This is a genomic window from Rhodopirellula islandica (genome assembly GCF_001027925.1).
GTDB lineage: Bacteria > Planctomycetota > Planctomycetia > Pirellulales > Pirellulaceae > Rhodopirellula > Rhodopirellula islandica.
Window position 1 is genome coordinate 17,984 of record NZ_LECT01000017.1, and the last position, 16,337, is coordinate 34,320.

Consider the following 16,337-nt stretch of genomic DNA (forward strand, 5'->3'; position numbering starts at 1 on the left):
TCAGGCGTTGGCGGCTTTCTTTTCAGCTCGCTCGACCAACCACAGCAAAACGGGGCTGGCCACAAACACGCTGCTGTAAGTACCGACGATCACGCCGACCACCAGGGCGAACGCGAATGCATGAATGCCTTCGCCGCCGAAGGCGTACAACAATACAACCACAATCAAGGTTGTGATCGATGTCAGCAAGGTTCGGCTGAGCGTTTGGTTGATGCTGGTATTGATCATTTCGCCGGTCAAACGAGGAGCCTTGCCCTTCGTTTCACGAATGCGGTCGAAGACCACAATCGTATCATTGAGCGAGTAACCAATGATCGTCAGCAGGGCCGCGACAACCGTCAGCGAAATCTTGAACGGATCAATCAGCAGGAACCCAAGGGCGTCCGCCACCCAGTAGCTGACTGCGATCGCACCCAAGGTGATGGCAACATCGTGCAGCAAAGCAACCACAGCAGCCAAGCCATAGATCACACGTTGGAATCGGAACCAGATGTAGCCGATGATGCACAGCAGCGAAGCGAACAAGGCACCGAAGGCACGGCTGATCATGTCGCCAGCAACACGTGCACCAACGGCACTGCTGCTGATCCAAACCGGATCGCTGTCGAGCTGACGTTCCATCTCAGCCATCACCTTGATGGCGTTGTCTCCACCGAGAGGCAACTGAACCCGCCACTTCGAAAACGCCAAGGTCGAACCTGGTGACCAAGCGTCCACGTCGTCACCGAGTGGCTGAACCACAATGCCTTCTGCATTGATTGGGACGTTGACGGCTTCTGCCGCTGAAACGATTGAATCGACCAGGCCTTCTTCGTTTTTGACGGCGACTCCATCACCACCTTTGATGCCCAGCGAAATGTCCGAGGTGCTGAATGCCAAACCAGGCAGTTCGACGGACTTGGTTTCGGCTTCAGCTTCTTCGGTTACGACTTCATCAGCTTCCGTGGTTTCTTCCACAGCCACTTCTTCGGTGACAGCTTCTTCGTCATCAGCTTGAGCAACCACCAACATCACGCCGTTGTCGGACGCCTGCCATTGGCTGGTCGTGGTTTCCGAGGGCTCGACAGGATCGGAGGAACTCGTTGCCTCTGCCTCTGGCTCGGCCGATTCTTGCGAGGCACCCGACAGATCAGCAGGAGTGATGTCGACGGTGTAAGTCACCAAGCCAACCGATTCCGAGGCAGCAAAGCCTTCCTGGATGACCTTTTTCAAATCGTCGACTCGGTCAACGGATGAATCCACCTTGAAGACAGTGCCTTCTTCGGTGCCATCGATCGAAACGCCGTTGACGGTGAACTGAACGGACTCCATTCCCGACGATGTCACGGCATCGTTCATGATCTGCCGAACTTCATCCGCTTCGGTGGGTTGATCCACGCGGAATTGAACCGAGGAACCACCGGCGAAATCGATGTCGAGAATGCTTTGACCGCGAGCGAACAAGGCACCCAGACCGCAAACGACCAAGATGGCTGACATCGTCAGTGTCACCTTGCCTTTGCTGATGAAGTTGAACTGCCCACCACCGGCGAATGCCGAGCGGATGCTGTTGACGCCATCGGACATTCCCAGCGACAGGAACCCACGGCGTTCAGCCAAATCAAAGATCGTTCGCGAAACGTAAATCGCGGTGAACATCGAGTACAAGATGCCCAAGATCAACGTGACGGCGAAGCCCCGGATTTGGTCCGTTCCGATCGCATAAAGAACGATGGCGGTGATCAACGTTGTCAGGTTGGCATCGATGATCGTGGTGGTCGCTCGAGCGAAACCGTTGCGAATCGCCATGCGAGCCTTGGCACCTTTGCCCAGCTCTTCGCGGATCCGTTCAAAGATCAACACGTTCGCGTCCACCGACATCCCGACGGTCAAAACCAAACCGGCCAAACCGGGCAAGGTCAGTGGCTGGCTGATGAACACCATCGTGGCCAAGATCATCGCCATGTTCATGACCAATGCGATGCAAGCGACCATGCCGGCGAAGCGGTAGTAGAACAGGATGAAAACCAGCACCAAACCGAGCGAAACACCGATCGAGTACAAACCTTTGGTCCGAGTGTCAGCACCGAGCGTTGCTCCCACTTCGTTTTCAGCGATGGGCTGCTTGGTCACCGTTGCAGGCAACTGCCCCGCCTTCAAGATTTGAACCAACGAGTCCACTTGATCACGAGTGAAGTTACCGGTGATGCGACCGTTCTTGTTCATTGGCTCTTGGATCGAAGGAGCCGAAAGCAGCTCGTCATCCAAGACGATGCCCAATTGTCGCGTTCGCGAACCATCGGGAGCGTTGTTCGTTGTCAGAGCACGGAAACGTCCCGAACCCATGTCGGTCAGGGTGAACGCGACGGCAGGAGCACCGGTCTCATCGAAGGTGCTGGCGGCGTAAGCGAGGTCTTCCCCGAGGATGTCCAGCTTCGGGTTGACGACCATCAGGACTTCGATGTTGTCGAAATCTTGAGTCTTCAACCATTTGGCGACAGAAACCGACTCATCGCCGATGCGTGCTTCCGGTGGGACGTTGAGGATCGCACCCGTGCGTGGGTTACGAGCCAACGCACCGGTGACAGGCACCAACAGAGGACGCACGCCATCGGTCTCGGTTTCTTCGAAACCAATGCGAGCCCAAAAGCCGTAGAGCGAATCCTCAGGCGATCCAACCATGTCTTTGGTTGCGACGCCCGGTTGCGGCGATTCAGCTTGCTCAATTGCTTCGTTGATCAGAGTTTGGTGGTCAAACTGGTTGGCCAAAATCGCAAATCGCAACTGACCGGCCTCTTCGACCAAGTCCTTGATGCGTTTGACCGCGTCAGGATCTTTTTGCGGGATGATGATTTCGATTTGTTGTTCGCCGTAGGGGCGAATCACGATTTCTTGTGTGCCTGCCGGATTGATACGACGGGTCAACGGTGCCACCAAGTCTTCACTGGTGATTCGCTGGCCTCCGCCCTCGATCACAGCGGCTTGCTTTTCCGGGTCCAGTTCATAAACCAGGATGGTACCGCCCGAGAGGTCGATGCCGAGGCTGGGGAACTTGTTCGTCAGCGTCACAGCGCTGGCCGTGATGGCAAGCAAGATGAAACCGAAGCGAGAGCCGTAGGTTGGCATCTTCAAGGATTTCGCCAAGAAGTTGCCAACAATGAACGGCAGAATCAGAACGGCCGCAGCGCTGAGCAAAGTCAGAAACTGTTCGATGCTGATGCCCTTGGAGACTTCGTTGGCGACGGCAGCGTCGGTTTGCGCGAGCCACTGAGCCGAAATCGTTTGGCAAATATCGGGAAGAGTCGAAAGATCCATCGTGGTTTCTAAGTACGGGTGCGATGTGTCCGCTGCGACCAAAACCAGTCGCTGTGGGAAGGATGGTTTGGGAAGAGGTCAGTCCGACGAATCGTTGTCGGGTTTGTTCTTCGGTTCGCCGACGATTTTGACGATGGCTGACCGATTGACTTTGATGCGTGTCGAACCACTCTCGTCAATTTTCAGAGTCACCGTGTCACTGTCCGGTGCAGCGGAAACGATCGTGCCGTGAATGCCACCAATCGTGACCACGCGATCGTTTTTGCCCAGCGCGGACATCATTTTGGCTTCTTCGGCACGCCGGCGTCGTTCAGGGCCGAAGTAGGTGACGTAGAAAATGGCCACCACGCCAACAGGCAAAATCAACGGGTTTTCGAGAATTCGCTGCAGAATCGAGGATTCTCCAGCAGGCGGTGCATCCTGTGCCAGCAACTGAAATGCGAGCAAGGTTGCCTGCCGCGTCAGATCAGTTAAGAACAGATCGAAAGAAGGCAACAAGACAGGGGTTCCGGGGAAGATGACACTAGCTCGACGCGGCCCCAGCCGTCCTGGCTGGTGGTTGCCTGCGTCATTCGCAATGCGGCATGATATGGAAGCAAAAAAATCGCCACAAGCCCAGCCCTAACTTGCCTCGCCATCCTCCTTTGCGTAGCACAGAGAATCAATTGGATTTCCCCGCCGAAGAATCGTTCGAGGCCTCCTCCGATGGGTGGCCGGCTTGGCCACCTCAAAACGCCCAATTGACCAGCCAGATCGAACGCTCGGTGACAGAAGTTCTGCACGACGGCCAATGGGGGACCTATCCCGAGACAACCGCGGGCAAAACGGGCTCCCCCGGCGTTTACGAACGATGTCGAGCCTCCGTGGCTGAGGCCGCAACAAGCTGGGCGGCCCCCCCAGGAGTCGACCTGTTCGGTGTTCCGCCCCAGGTCCGTTTGTGCCCCTCGGGATCGTCGGCGATTGAGCTTGCCCTGAGATCGCTGGGAGCTGGGCCAGCGGGGGGAAAGCAAAAGGCTGCGACTCAGGTGATTTTGTCGGCCTACGATTACCCCGGCAATTTTCGGACGGTCGAATTGCTTGGGGCCCGGCCGGTGCTATGCGACACGGAGGCCCCCCAGGCAGCGTCAGACAGCTGCTCCCCTTCCGGTATCTCACCATCCCTGAAGTCAATTGAGCGAATCGAGGCCCCGCCAGAATCCGTCCTGCTGGTCTCGCACCTGCACGGCCAGTTGGCGGACTCGCATGCCCTGGCGGAACTGTGTCGCCAACGCCGATGGTGGTTGATCGAGGACGCTTGCCAAGCGATCGGAGCAGGGCGAACTCAACCGGCCGCGACCGGACAACTGGTTTTTGTGCCCGTGGGGGCGATGGCCGACTGGACCACCTACAGCTTTGGCGGCAGCAAGCCACTGACGTGCGGGAACGGAGGCGCTTTGGCGACTGGAGTCGAAGGCAAATTTCAAAAGTTGAAGGGGATGGTGGATCGGCCAAGCGATGCGTTCCCGCTGTCCCCGCTGCAATGTGCCGCACTGCTGCCGCAATTGAGCTGGCTGACTCGGATGAACCAAATCCGCTGCGAAAACGCGACACGTTTAAGTGAACTGGATTGGGCATCGGTCGGATGCACCGCGATCTGGAACGACGATCCCACCGACGTCCGGGCTCCATACAAGTTCCCCGTCATGGCTCGAGACGCTCCGACCCGGGCGAACGTGTTGCAAGCCCTGCGTTCCAGACAGCTGCCGTGCGGAGAGGGATTTCGTGCGATGCATCGAACCAGCGACCGCCGGAGCGACAAACCAGTCCCGCTGACGAACGCTGAAAAACTGAGCGACTCGTTGCTGGTCATCGACCACCGCGCGTTGCTTTCCCCCGACATCACCGAACGAATTCGCGAGTGTTTGGTTGAAATGCGTTGAGTCCGCCCAGGGAGATCTCGCGAATGGAAGCGGCTTGAATTATCTTCTCCGCGTTCCCAGCCTTCCAACCCCGAGAGCGGCGGGCGAGCTGGACAATCGCGTGCTCTCGCCGAGCCATTATCACCGAATCCCCTTCTCACTGAGATCAACATGCAAGTCAACGAGTACTTCGACGGCAATGTCACTTCCATCGCGTTTGAAAATGGCGAAGGCCGAGCGACATCGGGCGTGATGTTGGTGGGAGATTACGAATTTGGAACCAGCGAAAAGGAATTGATGAAAATCGTTTCCGGCAAACTCGAAGCGAAGCTGCCCAGTGAACCTGGCTACCGGGCCTACCCAGCCGGATCCGAATTCCGAATCGATGCCAACCAAAAATTCCAAGTTCGCGTGCTCGAACCCACCGCCTACCTGTGCTTCTACAGCTGAGCGGGTTCGCGACCGCCAATTGTCGCCTTTCTGACTCCGCTCGATGGAATCGGGCAAAGTAAGCAGGTCGGCAGGAATGATCGGGCACAACCATGTGAGCCGTTTGGGCGTTCGCCCCGGTTGTGCGTGAAAACCGTGGCTAACGCCAACGGCTCACATACCCGATGACACCTGCGTACCTGCTTAGAACATTTGTCTCAACTGTTTGCGTGTTTGGATTGAACTGCCGAGACGTGCGATGCGGATGTTTTGCGGGTTGGTTGGGAGACCACGTGGCTTGGCGTTGGCAAGATTTCTGACGGAATAGTTGAGGACAACGGCTCTACTCTGGGGCCGGGGCTTCCTGCGTTTGGACCGGCCGATGCGAATCGATCGCATGGGAACGCGATGGACTTCAGGTTGGGTTACAATCAGACGGCATGTCTGTGAGCGCCGACGATTGCCTCACCCCGCCTGAATCCTCCCGCCTGGAACCTTGGTTCTCCCCCTTCCATGAAAAATGATGTCTTATCGGCCACCTCGTGGTCACGGATCGCCGCTCTCGCGTGCGTCGTTGTTGGTTGGAACACCTTGGCTACCACGGCAAGATTCGCGGACGCCGCTGAGAAAAAAGTCTTGCTCATCGCTGGTTCCCCCAGCCACGGCTACGGTGCTCATGAGCACTACGCTGGACTGAAAGTTCTCGAACAGTCGCTGCTGGAAGCCAATCCAAACCTTCAAACCGAAGTCGTTCGTGGATGGCCCAAGGACGCTTCCAAGGTGGAATCAGCCGACAGCGTCGTCCTGTACAGCGACGGGCAAGGTGGCCATGTCGCGTTTGATCACCGCGATGAATTGCGGACTCTGTTGAAGCGTGGTGGCGGGCTGGTTTGCTTGCACTACGCCACCGAGATGACGCCGGGCGAATCCGGGGATGACATGGTCGAACTGTTGGGCGGTCACTTTGAAGTCCACTACAGCGTCAACCCGCACTGGATCGCGAAGTTTGATTCGCTTCCCGAGCACCCGATCACTCACAATGTCGAACCCTTTGCAACCAATGACGAGTGGTACTTCCACTTGCGTTTTTCAGACCAAGGCAAGCTGACTCCGATTCTGCAGTCCGTCGCACCAGAATCGACGATGCGACGCCCAGATGGTGCTCACACCGGCAACCCACACGCTCGCAAATCAGTCGCGGCGGGCGAACCCCAAACAGTTGCCTGGGCCTATGAACCCGAATTCGGCGGCCGTAGTTTCGGCTTCACTGGCGGGCACCATCACTGGAATTGGTCCCATGTTCCGGTACGCCAATTGGTGACCAACGCGATTCGTTGGACCGCTGGCGACGATCCGACCCAGGAAGCCAACTCGCTTCAACCGATCTCGGCAGAAAGGTTGCTGGCAGACCAAGACTTCGAACCGCCCACGACGTTCGATCTGGAGACGGTCGCGAAACAGTTTGCCATTCCGGCCACCAGTGAGACGTCCAAGGACAACGCAAAAAAAAAACGCTGAACCGATCGACGGCGGCGCCCGCTGAGCTGTTGTTCGCCAGCCCACTGGTGACCACTGCGACCGAAGGACACCAAGTATCGATCGAAGTCGACCTGACCGAGGTCGACGAAGCCGCGCGTCAAAAACTGTTCCTGGTGGTCAGCGAAGGCAACAACGATTACTCGTGTGACCATGTGGCTTGGTTGGCACCAACGCTTCATGGTGCCAAGGGACCACTGGGTTTAGTTGATCACGGCTGGGTGAGCGCTCGAGCCGGATTCGGCGAGGTCCGGAAGAACGCCAATTGTTCGGGGGGCCCGGTGTTGGTTGAAAACCAGCTCGCGGGCAAAGCTGCGATTGGAACCCACGCTCCCAGCATCATCGAATTTGATGTCCCACCCGGCTACGACCGTCTGACCGTGACGGGGGCTCTAGAAAGTGGCGGCACCAACCAGCAGGGCGGCAACAGCACCAGCGTCCGGTTTGCCGTTTACGCCGGATCGCCGCCGAAGCATCTCAATGAAGTCGATGGCAAGGCGGCGGAAAACCAACGTTCGCCGGAACTTGCCATTGCGGGATTGGAGGTCGCTGAAGGCCTGGAAGTCACACTGATGGGCAGCGAACCGGACCTCTCCAGCCTGACCAACCTCGACATCGATCATCGCGGGCGGGTTTGGGTTTGCGATGTCATGAACTATCGCGGCAATCAGGGATCGCGTCCCGAAGGCGACCGAATCTTGATTTTGGAAGACACCACCGGCGACGGAAAACTCGATCGCGTTCACACCTACTATCAAGGTCGTGACATCGATTCGGCGATGGGGATCTGCGTGCTCGGCAACGAGGTCATCGTGTCGGCTTCGCCAACCGTGTGGAAGTTCACCGACACCGACGGTGACGACATCCCAGATTCCAAGGTCGCGATGTTCACCGAAACGGGGCAACCTCAACACGACCACTCAGCCCACTCGTTCCTCTTCGGCGACGACGGCAAACTGTATTGGAACTTCGGCAACACCGGCATGCAGGTCAAGGATGCCGAGGGCGAAACGGTGATCGACATCCACGGCCGGGCGGTTGTCGACGACGGCAAGCCTCTGTTCGGCGGAATGCCATTTCGATGCGACCTCGATGGTTCCAACTTCGAAGTCCTGGCTCATAACTTTCGCAACAACTGGGAAACCACCGTCGACTCCTTCGGCGCGTTGTGGCAGAGCGACAACGATGACGATGGCAACCGCGGCACACGAATCAACTTCGTGATGGAACAAGGCAACTACGGATACAAAGACGAGCAAACCGGGGCCTCGTGGCGAGCCGACCGGATCACCTTGGAAGATGAAATCCCGCTTCAACACTGGCACTTGAACGACCCCGGTGTGGTTCCCAACGTGTTGCAAACCGGCGCGGGTTCCCCCAGCGGAATCTGCCTGTACGAAGGACGCTTGTTGCCAGAGCGTTTCTGGGACGAAGTCATCCACTGTGACCCTGGACCGAATGTGGTCCGGGCTTATCCCATGACGTCCGACGGTGCAGGATACTCAGCCACGATTGAACCCTTGATCACCGGCACGACGGACAATTGGTTTCGTCCAGCCGATGTGTGTGTCGCTCCCGATGGATCGCTGTTTGTGACGGATTGGTACGACCCCGGTGTCGGTGGCCACCAACAAAAGGACAGCGACCGCGGACGCCTGTTTCGCGTGGCCCCGCCTGGTGTGAAATACTCCGTGCCGAAGTTTGACTGGACGACCGTCGAAGGTGCCATCGAAGCACTCCAAAGCCCTAACCGTTCCGCTCGCTACCTGGCCTGGCAATCGCTGCACGCGATGGGCAAAGCCGCCGAGCCCGCCTTGCTTTCGCTGTACGAGAATGAAAACCCTCGCTATCGGGCTCGTGCTTTGTGGTTGCTTGGCAAGATCGATGGTCGCGGGCAATTCTACGTCGAGCAAGCCTTGGCCGACGACAACTCTGACATCCGATGCACGGCGATTCGGCTGTGCAAACAACTCGGTCTTTCAGCCGCAGAAACTTGTGGCGATGCAGCCCACGATCCAGCTCCCGCGGTCCGCCGTGAACTCGCTGTGGCCTTGCGATTCGACAAGTCCGACGCCATGCCAGCGGTTTGGGCGAAACTTGCGGTCCAGTACGACGGCAACGACCGTTGGATGTTGGAAGCGTTGGGGATCGCCAGCGATTTGCGAGCCGACGACTGCTACGCGGCTTGGATGAAAGCCAACGATGGCAACTGGAACACGCCCGCGGGACGCGACTTGGTCTGGCGACTGCGTACCGATGACGCGGCAGCCAAAATGGTGGAACTGCTGGCCACTGGGATGCCAAGCGACGAAGCCAAACGCTACTTCCGGTCACTGGAATACCACTCCGATGCGGTGCGTGGATTGGTGCTGCGTCAGTTGCTGCCCGATGAAAACAGCGAGCTTGTTGTGGATCCTCAAGTTCTCATCCACACCGTCACGCGAATGCCCGATTTCGATCCGGCGAAGTTCCCCAAGACCCACTCCGCGATCACGGATTACATCCGCGGTCGCGCCGGCGAGCCCGACTTTGTCGAGCTGGTTGAGCAGTTTCAGATCACGGACATGGACGAGGATCTGATTGCCGCGATGCTTCGAGACGGCGACGACAACCTGTCGCTTTCCGCCTTGCGTTTGTTGTTGAAACGCACGGACGGTTGGAACCGTTTCGTTGTCATTTTAGCAAAGGACTCGACGTACGATCCCGGCCAACGAGGCCGAATCCTGTCGCTGCTCGGTTCACTGGGCAACGGGCGTGCAATCGGATTGCTGGCCAAGATGGCTGGTGACGAGGAGATGGATTACGGTTTGCGAAGCGCCGCGGTGCGCGCGATGGCCAAGTCCAACGGTGGCGCCGAAGAGTTGCTCAAGATGGCGCAGGAGAATCACCTTCCAGCGGACACGCATTTGCTGGCGGGCGGCTTGCTCGGTCGCAACGCCAACCCAACGATCGCAAAACGCGCCCAGAAGTTGCTGCCTCAACCCGCCGCGGCTGATAACGCTCCGCTTCCTCCGCTGGATGAACTGGTGCGCCTCAGCGGCGATGCGAAAAGGGGGCTGACCATCTTCCGTGGCGTCGCGACCTGTGCGAACTGTCACCTGGTCAATGGGTTTGGAAAACAAGTCGGCCCGGACCTCTCTGAAATCGGGTCCAAGCTTTCTCGCGAAGCCATGTTCACCTCGATTTTGGCCCCCAGCGCCGGCATCAGCCACAACTACGAGAACATGATCGCGTTGACCGAGGATGGCCGCGTCGTCAACGGCGTGCTGGTTTCGGAGACCGACGACAAACTTGTGTTGCGAACGGCAGAAGCCATTGACTTGGAATTGGACCAAGACGAAATCGTTGACGTCAAAAAAAGCGAGAAGTCGATCATGCCCGAAAACCTACACCACACCACCGACCAACAAGGCTTGGTGGACATGGTGGAGTACCTGATGGGACTGAAGAAGAAGTCGTGAGGGGCCAGCACGTGCCGACGACGTCGACGGAAAACGCGTGCTGCCAACCTGTCGCTCGGTGAGCCTCACCGAGACGAGGCTGCCTTCGACTTTACCGGTTGGAAGCCGATGCCCATTCAGGCCTCAAAGGAGTGGCCTTCGCGAGGTTCGAAACTCAGGAATGAATTGGCTTCGTCGGAGCCAGCGAATTGCTGCTTGGCTTCATCCCAACGGAGTGCCTGACCGGGAAAACGAGTCGCGATGCAGCCGAGCAGAGACGCCTGCGTCATGGTGCCGGCCGTTTGCAGATCGCTGGCCAAAGCATCCGACTTGCCTTCTCGGGCGGCTTGGATCCAGCGTTCATAGTGAGACTTCGATGTCTTGCTGCCCTCGGCAGACAGTTGCTCAGCCCGTTCCCGAGCAGCTTGCCGTGCTGCGGCGAGTTCGCTGTCGTCATCGCTGGCAACGGCAACGATCTGCGGCATCTGATCCGATTCATTCGCGAGCGTTGATCCGACAAGTGTCATCTTGTCGCCCACAATCATGCAGCCGCTGCCGCCGGCGGAGAAACCAGGTTCGCCGGTGGTTTCATCCGCAATGATGGTCGGCGTTTCGGGCTGCTTGCCTCCGTCGTCCCAGGTCAGCTTCAATCCCTTGGGACAGACATCGGTGGCATCGAACTCCATTTGGACTTGGGACCAGACGGGATAAGAAATCGACGCCGCCGTTTCACAATCGGCAGTGACCGTTCGCGGCAGTTTCAACCGCAGCGCAGTGAAGGCGGGATCCAGCAGATGGCACCCCATGTCGCCGAGAGCTCCGGTGCCGAAGTCCCACCAACCGCGCCAGGCCACGGGAAGGTAGCCTTTGCAGAACGGACGATCCGCGACCGGGCCGAGCCACAGGTCCCAGTCCAGCGAAATGGGGGGCGATGTCGAAACCGGTGTCGTCGCCATTCCTTGTGGCCATTCCGGACGGTCTGTCCAGCAGTGAACCGATTGGATCTCACCCAACACGCCACGCTGAACGAAGTCCTGGAAGGCTCGCATATGAAGGCTCGAGTGGCCCTGGTTGCCAACTTGGACTGCCAATCCGGATTCCGCGGCGGCAGTTTGCAACCGTTGGACTTCATCAAACGTGCGAGCCATTGGGCATTGCAAGTAAACGTGCTTTCCATGCCGCATCGCTGCCAAACCGATGGCCGCATGGGTGTGGTCTGGTGTGCTGATGACGACCGCGTCGAATTCCTTGTCGAACTCATCGAGCATGACCCGATAGTCCGTGAACCGTTCGACATCGGGATGCTGGCAAAAGGTTTTGCCTGCTCTTTGAACATCGACGTCACAGAGCGCCACGGGGGTCCCACCGGCGTGGATCATTCGGCGTACATCTCGGGCCCCCTGACCTCCAACGCCGATCTGGGCAAATCGAAATTGATCGCTGGGGGGAGTTTTGCCGGGTCCACCCAAAACATGGGGGGAGACAATCATCACGGACGCTGCAGCGAGCGTCGAACGTTTCAGAAAAGAGCGACGGTCGGCGGACGCGCAGCGTCCACCCCGGCTGGCCAAAGAATCGGTCATTGCGATCACCTGACGGTGCAAAGAAGAGAAAAGGACAAGCGAAAGACCTCGCTGCGATCGTTCTCAGCGAGTCTCCGCCTGACGCGAGCATTCTACCGGTCAAGCAGCTTGCGGACCAATTTTCAATTTTCGGGCGTCAAATTTCACCGGATCGTTGCCCCATTTCAAACTGTTCCCAATCTGCGATCGCCCATGAAATGGCGTCAAATGCGGAGTGGAATGCTAGCATTTGGCCGCCGTCCGCCGAGTTCCTTGGGGGTTCGCCTTGGATTTCCAAATGAACCGGACACTCCTTCGCTGCGAAAAGAGGTTGTTGATCGGGTTGGCCTGCGGGTACAATTTCCGATCACTCAGTAGTGGGCCGATTGGTGCCAAAACTGCCAAGATGCCGGATTTTCGCATTGGCGAGCCTTTCTCGGACCTAACTTCAAAACAACTGTCCATCCATTCACGAGGATCATCCGAACGATGGCAATCAAATTGACCGAACGCGCAGCCGAAGAAGTCATGCGTTTTCGCAAGGAACACAACTTCGACGATTCGATGCTGTTGAGGATTGGTGTCGCCGGTGGTGGTTGCAGCGGATTCAATTACACGCTGAACTTCGACGACAGCTTTGACATGAAAGCCGACTCGAAATACGACTGTCACGGCGTCAGCGTCGTCGTCGACAAAAAGAGTTCGCTGTACCTCGATGGAACCGAAGTCGACTGGTACGACAGCCTCGAAAAGCAAGGCTTCACGTTCAACAACCCCAACGCTGTGAAAAGCTGCGGTTGCGGCAGCTCCTTCCAAGCCTGATCGAGCTCGCTCGAATGGAAAACGACTCATCGAAAGTCGGCTCGCTTCCCTGAAGCGGCCGGCTTTCGTTTTTTGCTGCGCGGATTGCCCCGGGATGGAGAACCGCTCTTGGCGGGGAAGTCCTTCGCGAATCGTCTGGGGAGAAACAACCGTTGCGATCGCCTCGTCCACTTCGTTTGGCCCGTCCGATCGCGTCCAACAGGCGCTCCACCAAAATCCCTCCGACAACTTTGCCTTGGCCTAGTTGACACTTCTGAGGTTCCTGCGGGATGATCGCTCGCATGTCCACACGTCGACGCGCCCGCGAAATAGTCCTGCAGCTTCTCTACGAAGCCGATCTCAATGATTGGCGTGATGCCGCCACATCACGCAAGTTCATCCGCTCTCGCTTGCAAGGTCGCAAAGTCCTCACCGACTTTGCCTCTGACTTGCTCGATGGCACGATGGCTCGGCGGGATGACATTGATGCCAAGCTCGCCAAGCTTTCCACCAACTGGGCATTGCATCGCATGCCGGTGACCGATCGCAATGTTTTGCGTCTGGGTGCCTACGAGATCCTCTACAGTGGAACGCCGGGCCAAGTGGCGATTTCAGAGGCTCTGACGTTGGCGAAACGCTATGGCGGCGAGAACAGTCCGAGGTTCATCAACGGCGTTTTGGACCGGTTGTTCAAGTATCACTCCAGCCCTGAATCCATTTCCTCATGATCGTTTCGATCGCCGGCAAATTGGTCCAGGTGGGCGAGATCAGCGTCATCATCCAGGCGGCCCCGTTTGATTACGAGGTCTACGTGGGCGATTTCACCCGCCGACAATTGCAGAACCAAATCGGCAACGAAGTTCGGCTGCACACGCTGGACTACATCGAAGGCAACGCTCAAGGCGGACGCCTGACACCACGCTTGATCGGATTCTCAACCCTTCCTGAACGTCAATTCTTTGACCTGTTCTGCAGCGTGGACGGCGTCGGCGTGAAAAAGGCTCTGCGGGCAATGGTCCGCCCCGTCAAAGAACTGGCGGTGTTGATCGAAGAACAAGACGCAAAAACGCTGTCAGCACTTCCTGGCATTGGACCAGCGACCAGCGAAAAGGTGATTGCGAAACTGCGTCGCAAGATGCCACGATTCGCGTTGATGGTGGCCGGTGGCGAAGTCGCCGATTCGATGCAGTCCGAGTCGCCCATCATGTCGGACACTTACGAGGCACTCGTGATGCTCGGTCACAGCGAAGCGGATGCTCGCAAGCTGATCGACGAAACCCTGGCGACCGGCAAAAAGTTCAAAGACACCGAGTCGCTCCTCACCGCCATCTATCAGCGGTCGAAGTAACCAGGGCGAAGCAACCAGGTCCAGGCAACAGGCCGAAGGACCTGCCGTGGATCTCCTGAGCCGGTGGTCGCCTGTTCAGACGTTTTTGGTATTGCCCCTACGACGGTTGGGACAGGCACAGAAACGCGAGGGGCGACGAACGAGCGTTTCCGCGACTGTCGTCAAAAAAACTGCGCAAATTGCCTAGGCCTCCATGTTGAACTCTTGTGATTCCATTTTGAGACGCTTAGGTTTCCCCGGTCCAAGGTCCTTTCGACGCCCATCTTCGGGTCACGAGGGACAGGTGGCTGCCTTAAGAAGGGGAATCCTATGGCTCAGTCGATGGTTGCGGGACGCAGCCGTTTTTGCGGAACCGGCGAAGATCGCCACTCGGTGACGCCACGCTTTTCACAGCGAGTTTTCTTTCTGGTCCGGCCGGCCAAGCCTTGCTGGAACATTGCTCTGGCCACTTTCTTTGGCCTGTTCGCCACCACAGCCCGAGCCGAGTTGCCAATCATTGGCAAAGTCGCGTCGGCTCTCTCGTCGGCAAACTCGAATCGCCCGCCAGTCAAGGAACTCTTTTCACCAGAGACGCCCCAGTGGCACGACAACTTTGAATCCGGCTGGGCCGCAGCTCGTCGCTCAGGGCGACCGATGTTGATCTTCATCACGTCAGAACATTGCCGATTCTGTGACGCGATGAAACAAAACACGTTGTGTGACGCTGGGATTCAATCTCGATTGGCGAATGGTTTTGTGCCGATTATCCTTCGACCGGACACCAACCCAGAGATTCTGTCGCGAATCCCTGTGACAACGTACCCGACCACTTTGCTGGCCATTCCGCGCGGCAAAGTGATCGCTCACCGAGTAGGCTATCAACCTCCTGACCGTTTCCACGAACTGTTGGGCCTGGCCCCTTCCCCTCCGAACTGACCCCACTATGAATCGACGCATCTCCGGCATTTTGACTCCTAACATCACGCCGGTCGATGACCGGGGACGTGTCGACGAAGACCAGTTGCGAGGGTACGTGGATTGGTTGATCGACCATGGCGTGGATGGGCTGTACCCGAATGGAAGCACAGGCGAATTCGTTCGATTCACGGCGGAGGAACGCCGCCGGATCGTTCGCATCGTGGTGGACCAAGCCGCCGGTCGAGTCCCCGTTCTGGCGGGTGCCGCGGAGGCAAACGTTGATGAAACCATCGAAGCCTGCAACGCCTACGGAGACATGGGAGTTCGAGCGGTGGCGATTGTGGCGCCGTTTTACTACCCGATCAGCAGCGAAGGCGTGCATGCCTACTACGCCCGGATCGCTCGCGACGTGCGAGTCGACGTGACGCTCTACAACATCCCGATGTTTGCGTCACCGATCGAGGTCGATGTGGTCATCCGGCTGGCCGAAGAGTATCCCCGGATCATTGGCCTGAAGGATAGCTCAGGCGATCTTCCCAACTTGATGCGAATGATGGCCGCGATTCGCCCAATGCGAGACGATTTTTCGTTCTTGACCGGCTGGGACGCGTCGCTTGCACCGATGCTGATCGCCGGAGCGGACGGCGGCACCAACGCAACCAGCGGCGTGTTGCCGGAACTGACCCGGGCCATCCACCGCGCCTGCGGGGAAGGTGATCACAAGCTGGCCATGGAACTGCAGTATTTGTTGCTGCCATTGTTCGACGCAATGATCGGTTTGGGTGAATTCCCAGAAGGCTTCCGAGCAGGAGCCCGTGCCCGTGGCTGGGACCTCGGTCGCAGTCGCTTGCCACTGTCGGACATACAACAAGCCCTGATCGCAGAGGCGGAACGCGACATCAACGCGATGGTCCATTCCACGCAAGCCAAGATGTCTGCCACATCGGAAATGCCGCTGGAAGCAATCCAAGTGATCGCTCGCCGAGTGATGGAACAGCTTCAGAAGTAGCGAGCCACTTTTGAAAAAGAAGGTCGCCTGGGAAGCCAGACGTGCCGATCTGTGGGACACATCAAAGCGATTGCGCGGTAGGATAACGCGTCGACCTGCTTCGTTTTCACTGCATCGTGTTTT

At 57.8% G+C, this 16,337-nt stretch carries 12 protein-coding genes; 9 read left to right on the forward strand and 3 right to left on the reverse strand.

The annotated features are described in order from the left end of the window. Complete coding sequence (locus tag RISK_RS08510; RefSeq protein WP_047814144.1) at positions 1–3,294, reverse strand: protein translocase subunit SecDF; 3,294 nt, start codon at positions 3,292–3,294, stop codon at positions 1–3. A gap of 78 nt (positions 3,295–3,372) precedes the next feature. After that, positions 3,373–3,792, reverse strand: a complete 420-nt coding sequence (gene yajC, locus RISK_RS08515; RefSeq protein ID WP_047813866.1) for a preprotein translocase subunit YajC — start codon at positions 3,790–3,792, stop codon at positions 3,373–3,375. Between the two features lie 86 nt (positions 3,793–3,878). On the opposite strand from yajC, the gene RISK_RS08520 reads away from it, so the two are divergent. From RISK_RS08520 to RISK_RS08530, 4 genes are all read left to right on the forward strand, one after another. After that, positions 3,879–5,213 carry a DegT/DnrJ/EryC1/StrS family aminotransferase gene (locus RISK_RS08520; RefSeq protein WP_315852642.1) on the forward strand — a complete coding sequence of 445 codons (1,335 nt, stop codon included), beginning with the start codon at positions 3,879–3,881 and terminating at the stop codon, positions 5,211–5,213. Positions 5,214–5,363: 150 nt separating this feature from the next. Then, positions 5,364–5,642 carry a pyrimidine/purine nucleoside phosphorylase gene (gene ppnP / locus RISK_RS08525; protein ID WP_047813868.1) on the forward strand — a complete coding sequence of 93 codons (279 nt, stop codon included), beginning with the start codon at positions 5,364–5,366 and terminating at the stop codon, positions 5,640–5,642. 570 nt (positions 5,643–6,212) lie between these two features. Continuing rightward, positions 6,213–7,139: a ThuA domain-containing protein gene (locus RISK_RS32975; RefSeq protein WP_236696154.1), complete on the forward strand. Its 927-nt coding sequence runs from the start codon at positions 6,213–6,215 to the stop codon at positions 7,137–7,139. 47 nt (positions 7,140–7,186) lie between these two features. Further along, complete coding sequence (locus tag RISK_RS08530) at positions 7,187–10,618, forward strand: PVC-type heme-binding CxxCH protein (protein WP_236696155.1); 3,432 nt, start codon at positions 7,187–7,189, stop codon at positions 10,616–10,618. A 116-nt stretch (positions 10,619–10,734) separates the two neighbouring features. Here the strand turns inward: RISK_RS08530 and RISK_RS08535 are convergent, their stop codons facing one another. Beyond that, positions 10,735–11,976 (reverse strand): Gfo/Idh/MocA family oxidoreductase, encoded by a 1,242-nt coding sequence (locus RISK_RS08535; RefSeq protein ID WP_236696156.1) that lies wholly within the window; start codon positions 11,974–11,976, stop codon positions 10,735–10,737. A 672-nt stretch (positions 11,977–12,648) separates the two neighbouring features. On the opposite strand from RISK_RS08535, the gene RISK_RS08545 reads away from it, so the two are divergent. The 5 genes from RISK_RS08545 (at position 12,649) to RISK_RS08565 (ending at position 16,214) form a co-directional block, all read left to right on the forward strand. Then, a complete protein-coding gene (locus RISK_RS08545) occupies positions 12,649–12,981 on the forward strand; it encodes a HesB/IscA family protein (protein ID WP_007326964.1) in 333 nt (110 codons plus the stop codon). Positions 12,982–13,250: 269 nt separating this feature from the next. After that, positions 13,251–13,688, forward strand: a complete 438-nt coding sequence (nusB, locus tag RISK_RS08550) for a transcription antitermination factor NusB (protein ID WP_083434854.1) — start codon at positions 13,251–13,253, stop codon at positions 13,686–13,688. Further along, on the forward strand, positions 13,685–14,308 hold the full coding sequence (ruvA, locus tag RISK_RS08555) for a Holliday junction branch migration protein RuvA (RefSeq protein ID WP_047813871.1): 624 nt from the start codon (positions 13,685–13,687) through the stop codon (positions 14,306–14,308). The genes nusB and ruvA overlap by 4 nt, the downstream gene beginning before the upstream one ends. A 309-nt stretch (positions 14,309–14,617) precedes the next feature. Continuing rightward, the gene (locus RISK_RS08560; protein ID WP_047813872.1) at positions 14,618–15,223 is read left to right on the forward strand and encodes a thioredoxin family protein; all 606 of its coding nucleotides are present in this window, start codon (positions 14,618–14,620) and stop codon (positions 15,221–15,223) included. 7 nt (positions 15,224–15,230) lie between these two features. Continuing rightward, positions 15,231–16,214, forward strand: a complete 984-nt coding sequence (locus RISK_RS08565; protein WP_047813873.1) for a dihydrodipicolinate synthase family protein — start codon at positions 15,231–15,233, stop codon at positions 16,212–16,214. Positions 16,215–16,337 lie beyond the last annotated feature (123 nt).